This window comes from Planctomycetaceae bacterium (genome assembly GCA_041398825.1).
Classification (GTDB): Bacteria; Planctomycetota; Planctomycetia; order Planctomycetales; family Planctomycetaceae; genus F1-80-MAGs062.
Genome location: JAWKTX010000006.1, coordinates 242,384 through 265,674 on the forward strand (window position 1 = coordinate 242,384; position 23,291 = coordinate 265,674).

The following is a 23,291-nucleotide window of genomic DNA, read 5'->3' on the forward strand; positions in this document are numbered from 1 at the left end:
GTCCATTTCTCCTGAATTTGTTGAGACTGTCTAGGTTGGGAAAACTTGATAATGAAGGAGGTTAGGCAACGTGCGGAAACTGGTCTGAAAGCACACCGAAACCAAATCCGGGGAGCGAGACTGTTGGTGCGGCGACGGGCTTTTCAACAGCAGCCAGTTCGCCGCGAAGCACGCGGACATTGATCGGAGCCTCAATCCCCAGCTTGACCGTTCCATTTCCGATCCGTGTCACTTTGATAACAATGTCATCGCCGATTCGGATTGTTTCTTCGGTTTTTCGTGTCAGTACTAACATTGTCCCAGACCTCCTGTGATGTGTTCTGATTCATTCTGACACTCAGCTTCCAGTAGTTGAGTGCATTCGTCGTCACTGTGATAAGTACATTGCCAACGGTGTGCCAATTCGGATGCATTTCGGCCAAAAGATATCTGCACCGCTGTAACACGCTGCTGCCATTGGGTTTATGTTGTGTGTTAGTTGGTAGCGATTGAGTTATCTTTGATGGTTCAGCAAAACCTGCGTGGAAAACATTTCAATGATCCCGCAGCGGACACGCCGACGCATTGTCAAATCGACAATCCGCATCGCGACAGTGAAATTTCCTCAAGCCGCGTGTGCCATGTGCCGAAGCGCTGGCCGAATGCTGAAGTGCAGTAGTTGTGTTGCGCTGGGAACATTTGCGCGGAACGTGGTTGAATTAATGCCCAGAGCGCTAAGTATGGTCGTGCGCGGATGTTGACATTTTGCACGCAGGAGTTTGCCTCAGACTCCCCAGCCTGCCACCGCATCCTGCGCTCTGTGGTTTAGGATTCTTACGCAGGTGGATTCTTTCAAAAGACCACCCGGGATTTTTCAACAACTCAGCAGTGATTGGGTTTGGTGAAGCCAAACAACAACGGTCTAATAGCAAACGAGGCCCAGCTACTGAGTGCCATAGTTCCGCGAACGGATTTGCGGACTTCCGAATCGAGGGCGGAGGTTCAACAGATGCGATTGCAAATCATTTTCTCTGGCGTGGCAGCACTCCTGTTTGTGTCCGGAACGGCAATGGGGGGACTTTGTGGTGTGCCCTCTTATTCATGCTGCCCAACGACGGCCTGCGCTCCGGCGTCGTGCTACACCACGTGTAAAGTGATGAGCGAAACCTGCTACCGTTCCGTTTGCGAGACGGTTTACGAGCCTGAGCAGTACAAAGTCATGCGGACGGTGTACGAGAATGTCTACGAAGACGTCGAGCAAACGTGCTACCGCAACGTGACTGAAACTGCCTACCGAGACGAAACCTACACTGTTTGCCGTCCTGTTACCGAGACAGCTGTCCGTGAGGAAACGTATTGTGTTCAGCGGCCGGTCTATGAGACCCAGTACCGTGACCATGAATATGTTGTTCAGCGACCGGTTTTCGAAGAACATGTGAGAGAGCAGAAATATACGGTGATGCAGCCTGTTTGCGAGACTGTTCAACAGACCTACCAGCAAACCGTAATGAAGTGTGTGACAGAGACCGTGCAGCAGGAACGCTGCTACACAGTCATGCGTCCTGAAACTAAAACTCGCTGCGTACGACGAATGACCGGTAGCTGGGTCACTCAAACTCAATGCATTCCCGGTCCGGTGCTGCCTCGAATCGTGTGTGGACCATGTGGCCCCAGTGTCTGCATGACCCAATGTCCGCCTCGGCAGATCGCCCGCCGTGTTTGGTGTCCTCGCGTCGTCGAACAACAGGTCCCCTACACAGTCATGGTACCACAGGTGGTTCGTCAGAATTGTCCAGTGCAGGTGACGCGATACGTTCCGGAGACCGTTACAAAAACTGTGCCCGTTCAGGTGACCCGAATGGTGCCAAAGGAGCTGGTTCAGCGAATTCCTTATCGTGTGTGCCGTATGGAGACAGAAACGAAAGTTCAGCGAATACCCTATCGGACGTGTCGCATCATGACAGAGCAAAAGACGCGGCAGATTCCTTACACGGTTTGCAAAATGGTATCGGAGACTCAGACGCGACAGGTTCCTTATTGCGTCACGAAACGAGTGCCATACACCTCCACACAGCGCGTTTGCAAGACGGTTCCACGACAAGTGGAAGCCACGTGCACGCGGATGGTCGCGAAGCAGGTTGTCAGGCAGGTTCCCTACACTCGTTGTTACATGGTCCCGGAAACTGTCTGCGGCGGAGCAATGTGTGCGCCATGCGTTGGGGGCGGTTGCTCAACTGGCGGCTGTGCGACTGGCAACTGCGGGGCGACGGTCGAAACCGGGAAACCGGTTGTTCCAAAGCCGGACGAACTGAATTCAATCTGAGGTCGCGGTGCTGCCGGATTCCGGCGCTGCACAGTCAACCAGGTGAATTCGCTTCCAGCGCCCGGTTTGGAAGCGAACGAACATTGCCGTTCCGGCAAACGAAATGTGCAGCGCACAGGTCCACCAAAGCAGCGGGAGGGTCGTGGTGGGCTGGCGTGACAAGTACCATGCGGGTACGACCATGATCAGCCAGCTGGACCCCATGGTCAACAGCATCGGATAGACGGTATCGCCAGCTCCACGCAGTGCCGAGGAAAAGATCACGGCAAGTGCATCGAACACGGAGTAGAACGCGACAAACCGAAGCAGAAGGATGACCGACGGTGTCAGTTCATCAAGTGCTGCCGCTGCGGCCGGACGCTCCTGAGCGAAGGCCGAAAAGGGCATCAAAGCAACTTCGGGAATCGTCAGCAGCAGTAGGCTCGTGACGCCGGTCCAGCCGATGCCCAGTTTGACCGCATTCCATGTGGTCTTTGACGCCGCATCCGGAAGTCCAGCGCCCAGATGGTGGCCAACAATGGTTTGAATCGCCGTCCCGAATCCGAGGAGCGGGACAAAAATCAGACCATTCACACTGAATGCCAGGTTGGTCGATGCCAGAGCGTCGCGCCCAAGGTTGCCAATCATCAGTAGAAAGATCGTAAACCCCGAGTTATCCACGAAGTAATGAAGTCCGCTGGGGAAACCGTAGCGAAAGTACTTTGCGAGTAATTCAAAGTTGGGACGCCAATGCGCGAGCAGTGGGAAGTTTGTCCTTCGGACCGATCGGTGAATCAGGAAGCAATAGATGATGATATCACCGCACCTTGCGATGAGCGTGGCGATAGCCGCGCCTCGAATGCCGAGTTCCGGGAAGGGCCCGACTCCATAGATCAGCAGGTAGTCCAGGACGAAGTTAACAACGACGCCCAGCATATTTACGTACATCACGACCGATGTTCTGCGGCGGCCGCTGAAGTAACAACTGAGTGCAATGGAGAGAAGCAGGATACTGCTTCCGGCACACAGAGTATTGAAATACACCGACCCTTCCGAAATGACTGCCGATGGTTGACCGCTGACTTCAAAGACCATTCGGCTGCACGGCAGCAGTGCCACCATCAGCAGACCGCAAACGATGGCGAGCCAGATGGCCTGCCAGAGCGAGGATGCCATCCGATTCGGTAGTCCGGCGCCGTCAAACTGAGAGATAAACGTATTCGCGTAGAGAATCGTTCCCATGGGGATGCAAACGACTGTCCAGTGCAGCATCGAACCGGGAGTGACTGCGGCAAGTGCATCGGCAGAATATCCGGTGAGCAGGATTCGATCGACAGCGCTCATCAGCGACAACGAGCCAGCGCTGAGTACCAGTGGAACGGCGACTCGCAGCAACTCCAGCATGCTTCCCGGCGCAGCGTCTCTGGCTTCTGGCAGTTCGGTGGGCTGATCACTCTTTGGCGACATTCGGGGCCGGGATCGCTGGGATGTGCGAAGCTGCAGGGCAATTGTTGCAGTCGCGGAGAATGGCGTGAGATAATTGGACGCGGAGTCTGATGGATTCTCCTGCCGATCTCAAGCAGCCTCGATTCGGCCGACGCTCATAATTCATGGACCGGGTGTAAATCCGTGCAAAAGCTGCTAAAGTCGATGGCCGAGTTTTCAACAATGAACAAACCGGACCATTAACATCGCTGATACTCTTCAAGGCAAACTCGTTAGGAACCGTATATGAACCGTCACCATCACGGAATGCGAATTCTGCTTTGTTCTGCAGTTATTGCAGTGTGTGCTCCCCTGGCATCAGATTTCGCCGCAGGACAGAGCAAGCTCGAAGGGAGTCGTCCGAACATTATCCTGGTGATCACAGATGATCAGGGCTACGGTCCCGTTGGACGCCATGGCCATCCCTGGCTGAAAACTCCCAACATGGATCGCATGTTTGATTCCAGTGTTCGATTCGATCGATTTCTGGTGAGTCCCACATGTTCCCCAACTCGTTCAGCGGTGATGACTGGTCGTCACCCAATGCGAAACGGGATTACGCACACAATCCTTGAAAGAGAACGCCTGACCCTGGATGCAGTCACCCTGCCTCAGATGCTTAAGAAAGCCGGATACACGTCAGGCATTTTCGGTAAGTGGCATCTGGGGGACGAAGAACCCTATCAGCCCCACAATCGTGGTTTTGATGAGGCCTTTATCCACGGCGCTGGGGGAATCGGTCAGGCCTATGACTGCAGCTGTGCGGACGCGCCTGACAATTCTTACTTCGATCCCGTGATCCGTCACAACGGATCATTCGTGAAGACGAAGGGGTTTTGCACAGACGTATTCTTCCGGGCTGCATTAGGCTGGATTGAGAAAACGAAGGATCGGGATCAGCCGTTCTTCGCGTATCTTGCCACCAATGCTCCGCACGGGCCATTTCTGGCGCCGGAGTCGAGTAAAAAGCGATTTCTCGATGCGGGATTTACGGAGCAACAAGCAGGATTCTATGGAATGATCGAAAACATCGACGACAACGTCGGCCGCCTGCTTGATCAACTGGACAAATGGAAGCTGTTCGAGAATACCGTGGTCATCTTCATGTCCGACAATGGAATGACGGGGGGCGGTTCAGGAAAACTCGGACAAGCCATGGGCACCGCCGGAGATGGAACAAAGATGCTGCCGTACAACGCGGATATGCGAGGTCTGAAAGGGTCGCCGGATGAAGGTGGAGTGCGTGTGCCGTTCTTTGTCCGCTGGGATGGTCATCTGAAAGGCGGACAAAAGGTCGAACGCATTGCGGCACATATCGATATCGCCCCGACGCTGGCCGCGCTGGCGGGTGTGGATGTGCCCGGAGAACAAGTGGAAGGCAGAAATCTGTTGCCCCTGATGCTGGACCCGGAAGCGGAATGGAGCGATCGCACTCTTGTCACCCACGTTTGTCGCTGGAAAACAGGAGATAACCCGGACAATCATCAGTGGGAACGGTTTTCATTGAGGAACGAACAATACCGATTCGTAAACAACAAGGAATTGTTTGACATGAAAGTCGATCCGTCACAAACCAGGAACGTGATTGACCAACACCCCGAAGTGGTGGCCGAATTCCGAAAGTTCTATGAACAGTGGTGGAAGGACACCAAACCGCTGCTCGTGAACGAATCCGCACCGATGTCGCCAACTCGACCGTTCCACGAACTGTATCGCGCACAGCTAAAATCCGGTGGAATTCCAAACTGGGAGTAACCGGGTGGTCTGCCATTCGGCGGCCCGAATTTGGATTGCTTGTCTACAATCCTACCGTTGCATTCACGCTGAATACTTTAAAGTTCCGCTCTATGGCTGAGTTTTCTTCTTCAATTGTCCTTCCCTGTTCGCTTGCCGCCGTGCGGGCATTCCTGGGGACGCCTGCGAATCTTCCGCGGGTCAGTGATCCGGAGCTCAAGCTTGAAATTATCTCTGCGCCGGAAGTCGTGACCGTGAATGAGCGGATTGAATTTCGTGTCACCTCATTTGGCTTCAAACATCGTTCCATCCATGTCTATACCCATATCTCGGATACAGAGATCTTCGAAGAACAAATTGAAGGACCAATGCGATCGTGGCAACATCGCCAGAATTATGAGCTGGTCGAAACCGGGAAGATGAAGTTGATTGACACATTCACATTCGAGCCACCCGGGGGCATGTTGGGATTTCTTCTGACTGAAGAACGGCTTCGCGAGTCACTCGAACAAGGTATGGAAGCCAGACACTCGGCATTATCAGACATGGTCGAGGCTGGAGAACTCGTGTGAATCGACACCCTGTCTCAAATCGACCGCCGACAGTAACCCTGGCAATCATGCTTTTGCTGGTTATGGGGGCGGCCTTTGTGGGTCTCATTTCGATCATCATCCCCGGCGCGATTCAGATGGTTGGCGTCATGGTGGTGCTGTTCCTGTTTTTCGTGGCACAGTACTTCATTTGGGGCAAATGGCTTTATCCGTATGTCGTTAAACTGGACGCTGCGCGGACGACTGAAACTTCTCTTGACCACGAATCTGTCGCTGCGGAATCACCGGACGATTCTGGTATCGAATAAATCGCCGGGAATTGCATCGAAACATCGCACGTCACCCGGGGGATTGTCACAGATTCATCGGCTTCCAGGATGAAGCCTGATGCTGACCGTACCTGAAACTGAAGCTCACGAAGTCGGACACGTTCAGAAATGCCGGGGTTTCCCGCCGACTTTCGATAGTGGATGCAAGGCGTTCTCAAAGCCTCAAGCTTCTGAAGTTGAATGTCTCACTCTGGTTGTCGACCAGACTCCGACAATTCCAATGACGATACACAGCGCAGAGGTTGCCAGCCACTTCGTTGGAAGATGTTCCGCCTGAATATCTCCCAGTGACAGATTGGCAAGTTCATCTCGAAAATGTGCTAGTGCCAACAGGGTGGAATTGTGCAGGACGTGCATCACCAATCCAGGCAGAACGCTGCCGCTTCGGATCGCGATCCAGGAGAGGAGGCAGCCAAGTGCCGTACTTGGCAACAGGCGTTCCAGCGTTGCTCCTTCAGCCGCGATGACGTGAAACACCCCAAAAATCGTGCCGCAGGCGATGATGGCCATCCAGGGACGAATGGCTTTCTTCAATCCGGAGAGAAGGAAACCCCTGAAGAACAATTCTTCGCAAACGCCTGGCAGCACACCGAGACAGATAATCATTAAAGCGAGCGGGACAGCACGCCATCGTTCCAGGATCTCGGCAACCTGCTTCAATCGGGCGGGGTCGAGCTGTGCCAGGCCGAATTGTTGTGTGGTCATTACGAGTTCATAAATCCACGGCCAGGTCCCGACTCCGAGTATCGCCACGAATGGCCAGAGAAGGAGTGAGATTCGGTGATCCAGCGTTGGATTTCCGCGAGTGACTCGAAGCATGGGCCACGTTGCAGAGAACGAAAATCGTTGCCACATAACAACGATCGCCGGATAAACGGCGAAGAGCAGTACGGTTAGTGTTCCGGAAAATAACAGCCTCGCGTTCGGAGAGACGGCATCGGCGCTGCGTCCCAGGAGTCCATTGGCGAAGAAGTAAAGAGGGAACATTGTTGCCAGCGTCAGCATCGCAGCCACAAATGTTGGCCCGCTTGATTCTGATTCGGGTCGTCGGAAGAGATCGGCCCAGCTGCCGCGACTGCCAACGGCCATGGCGTCACGCCCAAAATATTTTGCGGCCAGAGCAAGGGCGCTTGCCGCATAAATAAGCGTCGAAGCTACTGCAGCTACGCCTGGCAACAGGATTGCGTTTCCTTCGAATACGTCTCGAGCCAGAAGAAGCATATTGACCAGTGGAACAACTGCGATGGCGCCACTCAGATGCCATCCCGGAAGCAGGATCGACAGTCCCGGGGCGATCGAAATCAACATCAAAGGAATCAGGAATGCCTGAGCTTCTTTGAAACTGCGCGAGGTGCTGGTAATTGCCAGCAACACGGCGGAATAAAACAACGCGAAGACGATCTGGATTGAAAGCAGCGAAATCACCAGCTTCAGGCTGATGCCCTCGCTCCCGAAGAGTTGTGTTTCCATGCGCAGGGCATATACGGTTGCCGTCATTGCGACCAGGTTAATCGCTCCGGTGAGCATCGTTACGACGAACACGGCGATGTATTTGGCCATCAGTAAATGCACGGTTGGAATCGGCAGGGCAATGAGCGTTTCCAGGGTGTCGCGTTCGCGTTCTCCTGCAGTCAGGTCAATCGCCGGGTACACGCCACCGGTCACAGTCATGAGCAACAATGCCAGTGGCAGCAGCCCCAGAAACCCCTGTGTTTGTTGAGTTGATTCCACTGTTCTGTTTGAAAAGCGCACGGGCAGACGCAGGCGGTCGTTATACCGGCGTGCTACGTTGACGGCGTGGAAAAGATTAGCTGCAGCCAGCCTTTCTTCCAGCAGTCGTTCAGCTTCACGACTGATGGCTGATCTCTTGTTGGAGTAAACAGTGACGTTCGCATCTTGCAGGGGTTCGACAATCCCGGACCACTGGTCGAATTCCACCTGCACAGACAGATCGGTCTCCCCGGATGCAACCGTCTCCTCCAAATCGAAATGGATGTGTTCATCAGCGACAACAATATGAAGCTCTGGCTCCGGATCGGCTGAAGCAAGGTCAATGACAGGTTCAGTGTCCATGGGAGAATCCTCATGGAATTCTGCATCCGATCGAACTGCAGGCTCAGCGTTTGCGTCTGCCATATTTGGTGGATCGAACTGTTCATTCGCAGAACCGCGTCGCCGGAGATCGATCATTTCCTTACCGATTTCCAGCGCGGATTGCAGCCAGACACCTTCGACATCACTTCCGACAGAAATAGTGTACTGAGGCGGACCATTCCGGGACGTGAGGCGGGAAACTGCCAGCATCCGAAAGGTCATACCCAGCAGCGGGTAGAGGATGATCGGCATGGCCAGAAGTGTAATGATCGTGCGACGATCACGGAGCGTTTCCCGCAGCTCTTTCCGGACCAGTAACCCCGCGCGATCCCAGAACGAATTGTGCGCCACTGCCGATTCGTAATCTGGTCTTCGATTCTCGGCGGATGCCGGCTCGTCGCGATGGCCGTGAACATTGAGATCATCCGGAGTATTCAAGGGGACTGCTCCCTGAGCATGTCGACAAACATTTCGACAATTGTCGAGCGGCCTGTCGCGTCGTGTAATTCATTCAGGGTGCCTTCGTACCGCAAACGTCCCCTGTGCAGCAATCCAAACCGATCGCACAGCCGTTCTGCCTCATCCAGTTGGTGCGTGCAGACGACAACCGATTTGTTGGCGATCCGAAGAGTTCGAACGAATTCAAAGACAACCTGAGAACCCACGACGTCCAGACCACGCGTTGGTTCGTCCAGCAGAACGACTGGAGGGTCATGAACAAGCGCCCGGGCCAGATTGACTCGCTGTTTCTGACCGGTACTCAGAGTTGCGCAACGTCGGTCCAGAAATCGGCCCAGATCCATGAGCTCCGCCAATACCCCGACACGACTTTTCGATTCGGCACGGGTGAGGCCGAAGCCACCGGCGAAGAATTCCAGCAACTCGCGAGGCGTCAGCCATTGATAGAGCCCAGCGCTTGCGGAGACGAGTCCCAGCTGCCTCTTGATTCTTTCCGGATGGACTGAAACATGCTGTCCGAGGATCTCGACATCCCCTGATGTGGGTGACAGCAGTCCCATAATCATTCGAAGGGTCGTTGTCTTGCCGGCGCCATTTGCCCCGAGTAGTCCGTAGACTTCTCCTGGCGGCACGGAAAAGGAAAGTGAATCGACGGCGCGGACCGTTGTATTCCCTTCTCCAAATGTTTTGGTCAAATCATTGACTGTGATCACTTTGGGCCCTGCGAACCGAACGGCAACAAATCCTTCGATGACGTTGGTATAGTCTGTTTTTGTTTTCTGGAATCAGTGTCGCGGAGTCTGGCAGATCGAATCGGCAAATCCAATGATTTGTGACCGCCCGGCGATGCAAATGAGTTTCGCAACGCCAAACAATTGAACTACCATTTGAGAACGGCAAAGGCCGAAGTCAAATTTCCCCTCAGCCTGCACCTCACCTACGCTTTTGGATTGCAAGTTATGCGAAGTATTTTTCTGTGTTCGCTTTTATTGTCGACAACGACAACGGTTCTTGCGGATAACTGGGCACACTGGCGAGGTCCGGATGGCAACAGCGTAGCGAAGAACGCTCATCCTCCCACGGAATGGTCAGCGACGAAGAACGTCAAGTGGAAAGTGGAATTGCCCGGGCGCGGATCCAGTTCTCCCGTTGTTTGGGGCGACAAGATCTTCATTACGACGGCGATTCCAACTGGAAGGGGAGCCACTCCCGTCCCGGGGAGGAGAGGCGGTGGAGGACTTTCGGAACTCGATTTTCGAGTGCTCTGCTACAGTCGAGCCGATGGGAGCGTTATCTGGCAGCAAACGGCCATCGTCGCGACACCTCATGAACCAACCCACAACACGAATAGCTTTGCGTCCGCCTCGCCCTGTACGGACGGGGAACACGTTTACGCGCATTTCGGTTCACGCGGGCTCTACTGCTACACGATGGATGGAGAACTGGTCTGGAAACGAGACGACTTTGGCAAGATGCAAACACGAAACGGATTCGGAGAAGGAAGTTCGCCGACTCTGGCGGGAGACAAGATACTGATTCCATGGGATCACGAAGGACCTTCCGCTCTTTATGCACTGGACAAGGCAACAGGCAAAACAGTGTGGAAGGCAGATCGCGACGAACCAACGTGCTGGGCAACTCCGCTGGTCGTTGACAACAACGGCCAACCGCAAGTGATCATGAACGGTCAGACCTGTGCTCGTTCATACGACCTGAATACCGGGAAGGAGTTGTGGCGATGCGCCGGGCAAACCGAGCGTCCCTGCGCTTCACCCGTGGCAGCCAATGGCCTGGTTATAGTCGGGAGCGGTCATCGCGGTTCGTTCATCGGTGCATTTCAGCTGACGGGAAAAGGCGATATTCAGAACTCAAAGAATGTCGTCTGGACGATTGATCGAGATACGCCAGACATCGGATCACCACTTCTTTCCGGCAATCGCCTTTACTTCCACAAAGGAAAAACAGGGCAGTTGTCGTGCGTTGATTTCCGTACGGGAAGGCCATTTTACATGGCCGAACGACTGCCAAGACTTGACACCATCTATGCATCGCCTGTCGCTGCAGGTGGGGCGATCTACCTGACTGCAAGAAACGGCACGACCGTAGTCATAAAGGATTCGGACAAGCTGGAAGTCGTCGCGGTCAATAGCCTTGATGAAACCGTGGATGCCACACCTGCTCCCGTCGACAATCAGTTGATTATCCGCGGTGAAAACCATCTATTTTGTTTGCAGTAAACAAATCGGGCCGATAGGAACGTGGTCTCGGCACAAGATATTGAAGCGAAATCCAGCAATCTTCCCATCCGGCTGGAATCCGTAAGAATCCCCGGGACACCTGAATGTCACGCGCCTTTACCTGCATGTTTTGAGATGAGCCGTGCGCTGGCGCGGCTGTCCAGGGACCGAAGAAAAATGTGGGTGAAGGTTTGCGGATTTACTGACGTGGCAAATACCGTCAATGCGGTGAGGACCGGTATCGATGCCGTCGGCCTGAATTTTTTCGAAGGTTCAAAACGATTCGTAACTCCGGCGACGGCGGAATCGATCTGTCGCACCCTGAAAGTGTCCTCAGACGACTCTCCGACGGTCCGTCAGTTGACTCGCTTATCGTTGCGTCGTTCACACATGGTAGATGTTGTGGGTTTGTTTGTGAACAGCCCGGCTGAAGATGTGATTCGAATCTCCCAACAGCTTGATCTGGATGCCATCCAGTTTCACGGGGGCGAAGGTATCGATGACATCCAGCAGGTCCACCGTGAGTGCGATGACATAACAGTGATCCGCGCTGTGCGCGTAAACCGGTCGGGCCTCGAAGAGGCGATTCAGCACTGCCGAGGCCTGGCCGTGCAAATACCGAATATTGTCTTTCTGCTGGATGCTCTCGTTGCAGGGCAATTCGGCGGGACCGGGGCGATGGTGGATCCCGATGTTATCGACACCTTTTGCCATGCATTTGTCGGACATCGAGTTGTCATTGCCGGTGGCTTAACGCCCGAAACTGTCTCTTCGGTTGTCACACGTCATGCACCCTGGGGAGTGGATACAGCCAGCGGGGTCGAGGATTCACCAGGGCAGAAGAATATTGAACGGGTGGAGCAGTTTATCGCCAACGCAAAACGGCCGCGTTGCTGAACACGGCCGGATTTCGTTGGAGATAAAATGCATTGTTGTCAGCTACCATTTCCAGTCGGTAACACCCTTCAGATTCTGAATGCATCCCTCTGGCCAGCCCCCCTGTGACAGTGTGATGATGGTTTGGGCAGCCATCGCGCAGGTGTCGTCGTGGGATTCGTTATCAAGCCCCGCAATGTGACCACTGAGCAGTACGTTCTCCATCATCAGAAGCGGACTGGAGACGGGCAGTGGTTCTACTTCAAAGACATCCAGTCCTGCGCCGCGCAGCTTGCCGCTCTTGAGCGCATCGATCAAAGCAGACTCGTCCACCAGCGGACCGCGTGACGTATTGATCAGCACCGCACCGTCCTTCATGCGGGAAAGACTTGTTCGATTGACGATATGTCGAGTGTCAGGTCCCGCTGGCATGTGAAGCGAGATGACATCTGATTTCTCCCAGATGTGTTCCAGAGGGACCATTTGCACACGGTACTCGGTCAGAAAAGCCTGAGGTGGGAACGGATCGTAGGCGACGACATTCATCCCCAGTCCAAGAGCACGCGTTGCAACCGCCTGGCCGATCCTGCCAAGCCCAAGCAATCCCAGAGTGCTGCCCATGATTCTTGGTCTTGCGACCCTGTTCCACTGGCCGCGTCGAACCTGCATGTCATATGCCGGAAATCCTCGCCCCACGGCCATCATCATTGCCACTGCATGCTCGGCGACTGAGTGGTGATTCTGTCCTGGAGTTGTTGCCACCACAATTCCCTGAGCATCGCATGCTTCCAGATTGATTGCGTCGAAACCAACTCCGTATCGTGACAGGACACGAATTTGCGGATTAGCTGCCAATACCGCAGGAGTAAATGGCTCGGATCCGGCCAGGACCGCCTGGTAACCCTGCAGAGCATTCGAAAGAACGGTCTCGTCCCAGAGATTCAGGCTGCGATCGACGACATTGCATTCAAATCCAGCATCACGAAGCAGTTTGAAATGAGCCCCTGTTTCAACACTTAGCGCCGTGCATAACACTCGTATCATGGATCGACCGATTTCTTCAAAAACAACCACTGGGTTCGTGACGTCAGACTCTCTGAGTGAATGGAGAAAACGTCATGCTTGAAATAAACTCCTGCCGCGTAGCTGCACGCAGTGGAGTCTCACGGTAGCATGTTCTCGTCAAATTTGAATGAATCCGGCTTCTGCCTTTTCATTTCCTCCGGCATAACAATTTGCCTGCGATCGAATGTCCTCCAGCGGATCTGCCCAACGTGACAGAAGAAAAAAACAGTGTGCTTTCACTTCGCCTCACTTCTGAAGACCGGTTCCTGGTACGAATCGGCCTGGAGGAACGGACTGGTGAAACATACTATCTGGGCCTGGATCCGGAGAATGCAGGCATGCCGATGTCCGTAACGCGTGGTCTGAACCTGCTCTTGAAAGGATGGCTGCACGTTCTTGAGAGCATCAACGACGGCGACCTGATTTATTTGCCGTTTGATTTTAGTGATGAATACACGCGATGGGTTGCCTGCCAGATGACTGGGCATGATATCCATATCGTAATGGGTTGGGCCGCGGTCGAAGGGTGGGCCATTTCACCGTCGAATTTTGAATCTCATGCACGCTCTGTGAGTCAGTTTCAACCGGATGAACCGCTTACGGTCCAGAGCTTTTATCTGCCTCGGTTCCTGAGTGAACTCCGGCGTGAGATTGGGAAGTTCGAAGCCCGCTTGCGGTCTGCAACGGCTTGAGATGAATCTCAGGCCGTATGAGCGGAGCAAAAGAAAACCGCGGACAGAAGATTCCGTTCAATGGAACCTGTCTGGCCGCGGCTGAGCCTGGTAATGCCATGTTTTGTCGAGATGGCAGATCTCAATGAGCATGGCTTATTCAGGTAGACGCCCGGAAGTGACGTATGGAAACGATCCCGTGCAGGCACGCATGAATTCGACAAGATCCAGCTTTTCCTGCGCGTTGAGATTTAGCGGAGTCATCTTGTCGCTAAGCCATTTGTTTTTCGTTCCGCCCACATTGTAATGTTCGACGACCGCTTCCAGCGTTGGAAGGCTGCCGTCGTGCATGTAGGGGGCAGACAGTGCGACATTTCGAATCGTTGGGGTCTTGAAAGCACCTTTGTCCTTCTCAACGTTCGTCACCACAAATCGCCCCAGATCCGGTTCAGCAGCATCCATTCCGACTCCCAGGTTATGGTATTGCTCGTCTGCCAGATTCGCGCCAACATGGCAATTGCTGCAGCCCACTCGCTTACTGAAGAACAGCTCCATGCCTCGCACAGCACTCTCGGACATCGGCTGCTCGTTCACAGATTTTCTGTACATTTCGTACTGGGCGTAAACGTTCGGAGCGTCCTCTTTCAGGTCTTCAAGGTCCTCTGGTTCCAGTTGAGCAAATCTCTTATAGGCTTCTTGATAGTCGTACGCCGACGGACCGGTAACGAGAACGCGTTCAAACGCAGCAATCGCTTTCCCGACCGCTTCAATTGTCACACCCTCTCCCGGAAAGATCTTTTCGAACTGCATCCGGTAACCCGGGATTTCTGCCAGTGATCCAACGCATGCTTCATGAGAATTGCCCATCTCGATGGGATTCTGGATCGGACCTACCGCCTGTTCTTCCAGCGACGCCGCCCGACCATCCCAGAACTGCTTGTCGCTCAGGATGCGGTTGTAGCTGATGGGAGAATTTCGACCTCCCATTTGGCCGGCGATTCCCACACCGGTTTTCGTGTGACGCGAAAACCCTTCCTGAGGATGGTGGCAGGTCGCGCAGCTGATCGTGTTATCTGCCGACAATCGAGTGTCGAAATAAAGTTGCCGTCCGAGTTCAATTTTGGCTCGGGTCAATGGGTTCTCTTCGAGGCCCTTCATCTGCGACTGGCCCAGAGACAAGCCCAGAGGAAGGTTGATGCTGAGTGTTTCGTGATTCGAAGAATCGGCCAGCCAGTCTTTCAACTGCTCTTCGGTCAGAGGTCCTGTCCCTGGTATTCCACTGGTGAGGTTTGTTTCAGCCAGATTGACGTCGGCTGCCGATGAAGATGCGGTCGAAACGACGCCTATCACAAGCGTGGCGAGAGCCTTAAGAGAAACCCGAACGAACTTCATGAAGCAACTCCTGATCACAATGATGAACGCAACAATGATGAACGCAACAATGATGAACGCAACAAAGATGAACGCAACAAAACCGTAGGAAGTGAACTCACGAGACGTTGCTCATGACGACCGGTGTCGGAGCCACCTTACACTAATTCTGATCTGGAAACCAATGTGCATGCCGGCAATTCAAATGTCGATCATGCCGCATCTGCGCGAAAAAAAAGCGAGTCCATGAAGGACTCGCTACTTTCGTAACCGGACACCGAATAGATCGATCATCCGATTCTGCCAAACCGCGTTTGAATCAATTCAGATCCAGGGTTGGCTCCTGATTCGCTCGGCGAGCTCGCATTTCGGCTCGGCGTCGATCACGACGTCGCATGTCACTCGGTTTTTCGTAGAACTCTCGCTTGCGCATCTCTTTCTTGACGCCCGCATGCTCAACCAGCTTACGGAATCGTCGAACCGCCTCATTCACACTTTCATTATCACGCAAACGCAGCTTAACCACAAAAAACCTCCTATTGTGTGCACACTTGCACAGTTGTTGAAATTGAACCGCTTAAATTTACCAAACAGGATTCGATTTGCAAATTCCTGTACTCAGGTATTTGCAGCCAGAACCCATTTTTCGGACGCTGTGGCGTTTTGATCGGGAGATTGAGGCTCTGTGCCGCTCCGGATCGGCGAACTGGACGATTTCTATCGGCATTCTCCCCAATGAGCAAAGACCGCATTTACGTCATCGATACGTTTTCCCTGATGTTTCAGGTGTTTCATGCGATTCCACCAATGACGGGAACGCAGGGGCAGCCAACAAATGCAGTTTTCGGGATCACTCGTGACCTCCTTTCAATCCTTGAGAAGAAGCCTTCTCATCTGGTCTGCGCGTTCGATTCGCCCGGTCCCGGGCAACGAGAACAGATTTTCGAAGCGTACAAGGCCAATCGTGCGGAGATGCCTGAGGATCTTCGACCGCAGATTCCACTGATTAAGGAGGTACTGGCCGGATTCAGAATTGCCGCCGTGGAATGCGCTACATGGGAGGCAGATGACGTCATCGCTACCCTTGCACGGATGGGGACCGAAGCCGGACTGGATGTGGTTATTGTGTCGAGCGACAAGGATATCCGCCAGCTGTTGGGGCCCAATGTACGGCTTTACAATTGTCGGAAGAACGTCTTTCTTGACGAGGCCGGGTTGATGGAAGACTGGGGCGTTCGGCCGGATCAGGTGATCGACTTTCAGTCGCTCGTTGGCGATTCCGTCGATAACGTGCCCGGAGTTCCGAAGATTGGCCCGAAGACTGCGCGTACGCTGATCGAGAAGTTCGGAACCCTGGACAACATCCTTGCCAATGCAGCGGATGCTCCGGGAAAAATCGTGAAGGCCAATTTGGTTGAGTTCGCTGACCAGGCTCGAATGAGTCGAGAGTTGGTGACCCTGAGAAATGATCTGGAACTTGGGTTTGATCTTGAGGACGCAAGGGTTGCCGAGCCTGATCGACCGGCTCTTTTCGAACTGTTCACCAGACTGGGTTTCAAACGATACGCCGCGATGATGCGGGACAACGATGCGGATGGAGAGATTGCACCCGTATTCGGCAGCGAGAATGCAGGAAAGACATCATCCCGGCGTTCCGGGAAAACAGCGAAGCGTGAAATCAGTCTCGACGAGATTCAGGCCATTGAAAGTCCCGCCGAACTATCAAACGTCCTGTCACAATTCGAGGCCACGTCCACCGTATTTCTGGATGCGTCTATCACAGACGGATTGCTGAGAGATTTGAAATTCAAGTCCATCGGATTCAGCGACGGTCAGGGGCATTTCTGGTTTTCTGAATTTGTGGAGAGAAAGTCGGACCTCACCGCAGGAAGTGGCGACGAGTCGCTCTTCGGTGCATTCCTCACCTGGCTTTCCAGTTTTGCCGGTGAGATTGCGCTACCCAATGGAAAGGCCTTTCTGCACGCCTCACTCAATGCGGATATCCATCCAAAAGCAAAACTGTTTGACACTTCGATTGCAGACTACTTGCTGGACGCCGGTGCTCGGGAGCATGAACTCAGCGACGTTGCGGACCGTCATTCCTCCCGGAACTTGTTAGTTGTCGGGAGATCCAGGCCCCAACGTCAAAAGACGATGTTTGATGAAGAAAGCGAAAAGCCAGACGCCCGATCTGATTCAACATCCATCGAAAAATCGCTGCTTCGGTTGCACATGCTGGTGACAGTGACTCAGAGTCTGAAAGCAGCTCTGGCTGGAGACAGCATGCATGACCTTTATGAATCTCTGGAGCGGCCTCTGATTACAGTGCTGGCAGAACTCGAACACAAAGGGATCTATGTTGATGTCGAGGAACTGAATCGGCAGTCGAATAAAGCAGCAGACAGAATTGAGCAGCTGACTGCAGAGATATTTGCCGCCGCGGGTACTCAGTTCAACGTGGATTCACCGAAACAACTTGGCGACGTATTGTTCAAGCAGCTGAAACTACCAGTTCTGAAGAAAACAAAGACCGGCTTTTGTACCGATCAGGATGTCCTGGAGAGGCTGGCGCTGGTCCATCCTTTGCCTGCCAAAATCATTGAACGAAGACAACTGGCCAAACTCAGGGGCACCTACCTCGACGCGCTGCCACAACTGGTTCACCCGGAAACAGGAAGAATCCACGCGACTTTCCATCAGACCGTGGCTTCGACGGGCAGACTCAGCGCCAGCGACCCGAATCTTCAGAACATACCCATTCGGACAGAAGAAGGTCGGCTTGTGCGTCGCGCATTCCGAGCGGGAATCGAGGAATGGAAACTTGTTTGCGCGGACTACTCACAGATTGAACTCCGTGTCCTTGCCCATTTCAGTCGAGATAAAGCACTGACGGATGCATTTCGGCGAGGTGTGGATATTCACGCTGCGGTAGCCTCAGACGTTTTTCAGATCCCGGTGGAGGAAGTGAAAAGCGATCAAAGACGGGTGGCAAAGGCCGTCAATTTTGGTGTGATTTACGGTCAAACGCCGTTTGGTCTCGCCAATGCTCTTGGGATTTCCAGGGGCGAAGCGGCAGATTTTATTCGGCAGTATTTCGATCGATATGCAGGTGTGGCTGAATTCTGCGAACGTGTTCTCAGAGAGACACTGCAAAGCGGATTTGCCAGAACCATTCTTAATCGCCGTCGAGAAATCACTGGCATCCGATCCGTGACCGGCATTCAGAGAAATATGCCGGAACGTACAGCGATCAATACCGTCATTCAGGGGTCCGCTGCGGATCTGATAAAGAAAGCCATGATTGACGTGGCTCGAGTTCTGGATGAAAGTGAACTCCCTGCAGCATTGCTTCTGCAAATCCATGACGAGCTTGTCTTCGAAGTCTCAGCAGAGCACTGCGATCAACTCATTCACCTGATAACGCCAGCCATGCAGAATGCAATCCCACTGGATGTGCCGCTTGTCGTTGACATCACCAGTGGAAAAAACTGGCTCGACCAGGAAGAGGCGTAGCCGGTTGCGAGTTCTGGCAAGGACACCTGCTGAATCGACTATTCACTTCGTAACGATTTCATCAATCAGGGGCACCAGGCCAGCATTTTGCGGTTGTCTCCCGACTTAAACGGGTGACAAAGTCAGGCGCTGGACAGAAAGATGCCTCCTGCAATTGATCATGACCTAGGCTGGATCAGAATTTCTGCATGCGCCAGCAGAGCTTCATGTACTTCACCTGGATCGAAATGCGAGGGCTATCGTGGCAGACTATCAGGACCAGATTGACGGTTATCGGGGCACGCTCGAAGCAGGACCTGAAGTGTCCCCATCAGAGAATCCTCAAGTGCCCGCGGCGCCAAAGCCCCAGAAGAGCGAATCCGCTCTGTATCGAATCAGCCGCACTGTCATTCTTGGCTGTGTGCTGCTGAGGGCTCTCGGAGGTGGCACATCAGAGCACGAACAGAAAATCATCGATGCGCGCGCTTCTCTTGATGCGGGCAATCTACAGGCAGCTCAGAGTCAGTTTGAAGAGATTGCAAATGACGGGGCGACGCCATCACCATGGTCCTCAGTTGCCAGATTTGAGCTTGGTCGTGTTGCATTTCGGCGTGAGGATTATCCTGAGGCAATTCGGTTGACGACTCAGGCACTTCAGCTTTCGGATCTGCCGGAGGAAGAGCAGCTGCAGGCCCGCGTCATCCGGGGAGCAGCGGCTTGTGAGTCTGGTGACTACACCTGGGCTCGTGAAGACATTCCAATCGTTCTGGCTCAGAATGATCTCACTGACCAGTTCCGTGCGCGAGCTTTGCTGGTGCGTGCCATGGTCCGTTCGCAGGATGGAAATTTTGAGGCGGCCATTGCCGACGAAACCGAAGCAATCAAGCTGGCGTCAGGGGATATCGATCTCATTACAAACCTGCTGTACAACCGCGGTGTTGACTATGGATCCCTGAATCGGCTGGACGAACAACTTGCAGACTATGACGCTGCCATCGCGCTGAATTCATCCGAGACATCGACACGTTTGCTGGCGTATCACAATCGCAGCATCGTTTACGCCCGGATCGGTCGTATCGATGACGCAATCGCGGACGCAAAGACAGTACTCGCGATGAACAATCTGACGACGGCCGATCGCAATCGCGCGATGCAGAAGCTCTCCGACTTCATGACTGCGAAATCGCAGGCGTTTGTTGACGCTGAGGATTTTGCAGCGGCGATTGAGATCGAAACAGAAACCATCGAAGCCGTGTCTGCTGACCCGGACTTGAAGAGTCTTCATTGGTACCGACGCGGCTCATGGGCGGCGTCGGCAGATCAGCCGGCGAAGGCTATCGAAGACTATGATCGTGTCATTCAGTCGGGAACCTCCAACAGGATCATTCTCAGCTGGTCGCACCACGATCGATCCACGCTCCTGCAGGATGAAGATGAGGCGCTCAAGGGCTATCAGGCAGCAATCGAAGTGAACCCGGAGGATCTGGAGCTGAAGCTTTCCTGTTTGACTCATTGCTGCAGTATCCACGAAGACCGTGGTCATTTTGAGAAGGCAATTGAGTCTGCGGCGGCGATGACAGCCTGCGAAGGTATGGATGCGACGCAAACGGCCACTTCGTACTATCTTCGGGGTTACTATGCACTGCAGTTGGGGCAAAACGATCCGGGGCTGAGTGATCTCGCACGTGCGAGGAAACTTGCGGTGGCTGAAAATCTGACAAAAATCGTCGAGAGCATCGACGAAATTGCCCCGGAACTGCCCGAGTTGCCACCCGAGTCAGCAGACGGCCAGATTGTGGCAGAGCGATAGAACCAGTTCATTCGAACCAGTTCATTCGAATCATTGAATCGAAAAACGAACGAAAGCTTCTGAGCTGCGAAACTCAGAAGCTCTTTTCTTTGTCGTCTGTCCTGAATTCACTCTGATGCCCCCTATGGGGATCGGACCGACGGGTTCGGCCAGGCATGTTGCCCTGGATCAGTAGACACCGGTGACACTGGCTGTTCAGGGAGAATGGCTACCGAGGCGAATTCGCCGCTACGAAACGTCAGTCTCACAGAACGGGAAGTTTCCCGGATCGGCGTGAGTAAATCGGCCGTTCCAGCTAAACTACCGCGACGAAAGTGTACGGGAAACGCCGCCAGACCGGTGGGACTCGTGCAGCCCTGTCGTGATTCTTTTGTTGCCCGGTACTCGCAGGATAGAGGACGCCCTCGGTGGCTCGGAAAAAGTCGAATAACAGAAGCGGCCGCTCAAATGGGCTGTTTACCGGCGAATCGGAAACGCCGGACAGTAACGTTCAGTTCGTGGCGATCAGCGATGAAACACGGCGTCGGTACCTGAATTACGCCCTGTCGGTCATCACCTCGCGAGCGCTGCCTGATGCTCGCGACGGTCTTAAGCCGGTTCAGCGTCGCATCATGTACGTGATGTACGATCGACTACGGCTGACAGCGGATGCGAAGACACGAAAATGTGCAAAAATCTGCGGTGACACCACTGGTTCATTTCATCCGCACGGTGACATGGCGGTCTACGAAGCTCTTGTTCGGCTGGCTCAGGATTTCACCCTTCGCTATCCGTTGGTGGTCGGTCAGGGAAATTTTGGTTCCATTATGGGTCTGCGCGCAGCGGCGGCTCGCTATACCGAAGCAAAAGTGTCGAAGCTTGCCGAGAATCTGATGAGCGAACTTCGCTATCAGACGGTCGACATGCGACCGACCTATGACGCCGCGGACGAAGAACCCGTCGTCATGCCGTCGCGTTATCCAGCTTTGCTGGTGAATGGGACCTCTGGGATTGCTGTCGGCATGGCCACAAACATGCCGCCACACAACCTGAATGAAGTGACCCGGGCAGCCGTGCACCTCATTCAGAATCCCGAGGCATCTGTTGCGCAATTGATGCGTTTCGTCAAAGGGCCAGACTTTCCGCTCGGTGGACGAATTGTTACAGACCGGAACGCCTTGCGGGAGGCTTACGAGAATGGTCGTGGTGCCATCAAGGTTCGCGGGGAATGGCGATTTGATGTTGAAGGAAAGAAGGAGATTCCGAATCGGCTGATCATTTACAGCGTCCCGTACGGGGTGACGACTGGCCCGCTGATGACGGAAATTGGTGATCTGGTCGAAGCCAGAAAGCTACCGCAACTGGTTTCTGTGAACGATGAAACCAATGAAGAAAACGGATTGCGGATTGCCATTGAACTCAAGAGTCGGGCCGATGCCGACGCGGTGATGGCTTACCTCTACCGTCATACTTCACTGGAGCAGAATTTCAGCTACAACGCCACGTGCCTCGTGCCTGATGAGCACGGCAGCCTTGTACCACGTGTGCTGAATCTGAAGGAACAATTGCAGTACTTTCTGGATTTCCGCTACGAAACTGTCCGGCGTCGACTTGAGTATCAGCTTGAACTACTGCGTCGACGGATTCACATTCTTGAAGGCTTCGAGATTGTCTTCGACGGACTCGACCGCGCTCTCAGGATTATTCGCGCCAGCGACGGCAAGAAGGACGCTTCCAGGAAGCTGATGGCGGAGTTTCCTCTGGATGAGTTACAGACAGACGCCATTCTGGAACTGCAGCTGTATCGCATTTCGAAGCTGGAAATTGACAAGATTCGCGAAGAACTGGCTGAGAAACGTGCTGAGGCTGCCCGCATCGAACGCATCCTGAAGTCAAAGAAGAAGATGTGGGAGTTAATTACGACGGAACTGGAAGAGGTTGCCGCAGAATTTGGTGATGCCCGACGCAGTGAGCTGGGGTCATCCGAAGAAGTGGTCGAATTTGACCCGCAGGCTTACATCATTCGAGAGAACACGAATGTCGTGATCACCAAAGATGCCTGGATTAAGCGGGTCGGCCAGCTTGCCAGTGTCAGCAAGACACGCGTTCGCGAAGGAGATTCTGTTCTGACGGTCGCACCAGGAAGTACGCTGGACAATGTTGTTTTCTTTTGCAGTGATGGTGTGGCTTACACGCTTCCGATTGACCAGCTTCCGGTATCCAGCGGATATGGAGAGCCTCTGGCCAAACGAGCGAAAATTGGCGATGGCGTGTCTGTTGTGAATGCGATCACGACAGACCCGAGATTCGTCACGTCACTGGAAGAGTCAGGCGACGACGTCGGTGTAATGCTTTTGGTGGCAACACGCCTCGGAAATGTATTGAGGGTACCGTTCGAAAGCCTTCGTACACCATCAACCAAAGCTGGTCGAAAATACTGTCGGCTGAACAAAGGTGACGATGTCATCTATGTCGGTTTGATTACCGATGCCGAAACCATGTTCATCGCATCTCGAAAGGCGCGGTTACTACACTTCAGGATCGACGAGATCCCTGTTCTTTCCGGTGCAGGTAAAGGCGTTCGTGGCATCAAACTGGAAGTTGGCGATCAGGTCCTTGGAGTCGTTCAGCTAAGCCGACCAAGTGATACTCTGAAAGTCCGAAATGAAAATGATAAGGTACTGAGCTTCGGGCAAACCAAGTATCAGGTGACTTCACGCGGTGGGCGAGGCGTCAAAACAAGTATGCGCACTGCCTTTGTGGAACTCATACAGACCGATATCGAACTGGTTGACTGGAGTGAACTTGGTGGTGTGGGCGGGAATACGGAGTAACGTCAGTACAGAGTGATCAGAGA

General features: G+C 53.6%; 17 protein-coding genes. 10 read left to right on the top strand and 7 right to left on the bottom strand.

Annotation, left to right across the window (positions count from 1 at the left end):
• Positions 1-61: 61 nt before the first annotated feature.
• The gene (locus R3C20_12945; GenBank protein ID MEZ6041407.1) at positions 62-295 is read right to left on the bottom strand and encodes a carbon storage regulator; all 234 of its coding nucleotides are present in this window, start codon (positions 293-295) and stop codon (positions 62-64) included.
• A gap of 693 nt (positions 296-988) precedes the next feature.
• Between R3C20_12945 and R3C20_12950 the strand changes: the two genes are divergently transcribed.
• Positions 989-2,302 (top strand): hypothetical protein, encoded by a 1,314-nt coding sequence (locus R3C20_12950; GenBank protein ID MEZ6041408.1) that lies wholly within the window; start codon positions 989-991, stop codon positions 2,300-2,302.
• On the opposite strand, the gene R3C20_12955 is transcribed toward R3C20_12950, so the two are convergent.
• Entirely contained in the window at positions 2,294-3,748 is a 1,455-nt protein-coding gene (locus R3C20_12955; protein MEZ6041409.1) for an MATE family efflux transporter, read from the bottom strand. The two genes, R3C20_12950 and R3C20_12955, sit on opposite strands and share 9 nt — an antisense overlap.
• Positions 3,749-4,012: 264 nt before the next feature.
• Here R3C20_12955 and R3C20_12960 point away from each other — a divergent pair, with 264 nt between their 5' ends.
• The 3 genes from R3C20_12960 (at position 4,013) to R3C20_12970 (ending at position 6,359) form a co-directional block, all read left to right on the top strand.
• On the top strand, positions 4,013-5,521 hold the full coding sequence (locus R3C20_12960) for an arylsulfatase (protein ID MEZ6041410.1): 1,509 nt from the start codon (positions 4,013-4,015) through the stop codon (positions 5,519-5,521).
• 92 nt (positions 5,522-5,613) lie between these two features.
• Positions 5,614-6,072, top strand: coding sequence for a hypothetical protein (locus R3C20_12965; GenBank protein ID MEZ6041411.1), 459 nt, complete (start codon positions 5,614-5,616; stop codon positions 6,070-6,072).
• Positions 6,069-6,359, top strand: a complete 291-nt coding sequence (locus R3C20_12970; protein ID MEZ6041412.1) for a hypothetical protein — start codon at positions 6,069-6,071, stop codon at positions 6,357-6,359. Before R3C20_12965 ends, R3C20_12970 begins: the two co-directional genes overlap by 4 nt.
• Positions 6,360-6,542: 183 nt before the next feature.
• On the opposite strand, the gene R3C20_12975 is transcribed toward R3C20_12970, so the two are convergent.
• Positions 6,543-8,912, bottom strand: a complete 2,370-nt coding sequence (locus tag R3C20_12975) for an ABC transporter permease subunit (GenBank protein MEZ6041413.1) — start codon at positions 8,910-8,912, stop codon at positions 6,543-6,545.
• Positions 8,909-9,628, bottom strand: a complete 720-nt coding sequence (locus R3C20_12980; GenBank protein MEZ6041414.1) for an ATP-binding cassette domain-containing protein — start codon at positions 9,626-9,628, stop codon at positions 8,909-8,911. The genes R3C20_12975 and R3C20_12980 overlap by 4 nt, the downstream gene beginning before the upstream one ends.
• Before the next feature lie 264 nt (positions 9,629-9,892).
• On the opposite strand from R3C20_12980, the gene R3C20_12985 reads away from it, so the two are divergent.
• Together R3C20_12985 and R3C20_12990 are read left to right on the top strand one after the other, a co-directional pair.
• The gene (locus tag R3C20_12985; protein ID MEZ6041415.1) at positions 9,893-11,170 is read left to right on the top strand and encodes a PQQ-binding-like beta-propeller repeat protein; all 1,278 of its coding nucleotides are present in this window, start codon (positions 9,893-9,895) and stop codon (positions 11,168-11,170) included.
• 177 nt (positions 11,171-11,347) lie between these two features.
• A complete protein-coding gene (locus R3C20_12990; GenBank protein MEZ6041416.1) occupies positions 11,348-12,067 on the top strand; it encodes a phosphoribosylanthranilate isomerase in 720 nt (239 codons plus the stop codon).
• Between the two features lie 42 nt (positions 12,068-12,109).
• Here R3C20_12990 and R3C20_12995 read toward each other — a convergent pair whose 3' ends face one another.
• Complete coding sequence (locus R3C20_12995; protein ID MEZ6041417.1) at positions 12,110-13,090, bottom strand: phosphoglycerate dehydrogenase; 981 nt, start codon at positions 13,088-13,090, stop codon at positions 12,110-12,112.
• 230 nt (positions 13,091-13,320) lie between these two features.
• Here R3C20_12995 and R3C20_13000 point away from each other — a divergent pair, with 230 nt between their 5' ends.
• Positions 13,321-13,803 (top strand): hypothetical protein, encoded by a 483-nt coding sequence (locus R3C20_13000; protein MEZ6041418.1) that lies wholly within the window; start codon positions 13,321-13,323, stop codon positions 13,801-13,803.
• A gap of 135 nt (positions 13,804-13,938) precedes the next feature.
• On the opposite strand, the gene R3C20_13005 is transcribed toward R3C20_13000, so the two are convergent.
• Both R3C20_13005 and rpsU read right to left on the bottom strand, forming a co-directional pair.
• The gene (locus tag R3C20_13005; protein MEZ6041419.1) at positions 13,939-15,174 is read right to left on the bottom strand and encodes a cytochrome c peroxidase; all 1,236 of its coding nucleotides are present in this window, start codon (positions 15,172-15,174) and stop codon (positions 13,939-13,941) included.
• Between the two features lie 298 nt (positions 15,175-15,472).
• A complete protein-coding gene (gene rpsU / locus R3C20_13010) occupies positions 15,473-15,679 on the bottom strand; it encodes a 30S ribosomal protein S21 (GenBank protein ID MEZ6041420.1) in 207 nt (68 codons plus the stop codon).
• A 209-nt stretch (positions 15,680-15,888) separates the two neighbouring features.
• Here rpsU and polA point away from each other — a divergent pair, with 209 nt between their 5' ends.
• The 3 genes from polA (at position 15,889) to R3C20_13025 (ending at position 23,268) form a co-directional block, all read left to right on the top strand.
• Entirely contained in the window at positions 15,889-18,666 is a 2,778-nt protein-coding gene (gene polA, locus R3C20_13015) for a DNA polymerase I (GenBank protein MEZ6041421.1), read from the top strand.
• Between the two features lie 241 nt (positions 18,667-18,907).
• Positions 18,908-20,455, top strand: coding sequence for a tetratricopeptide repeat protein (locus R3C20_13020; GenBank protein MEZ6041422.1), 1,548 nt, complete (start codon positions 18,908-18,910; stop codon positions 20,453-20,455).
• 407 nt (positions 20,456-20,862) lie between these two features.
• Complete coding sequence (locus tag R3C20_13025; GenBank protein ID MEZ6041423.1) at positions 20,863-23,268, top strand: DNA topoisomerase IV subunit A; 2,406 nt, start codon at positions 20,863-20,865, stop codon at positions 23,266-23,268.
• Positions 23,269-23,291 lie beyond the last annotated feature (23 nt).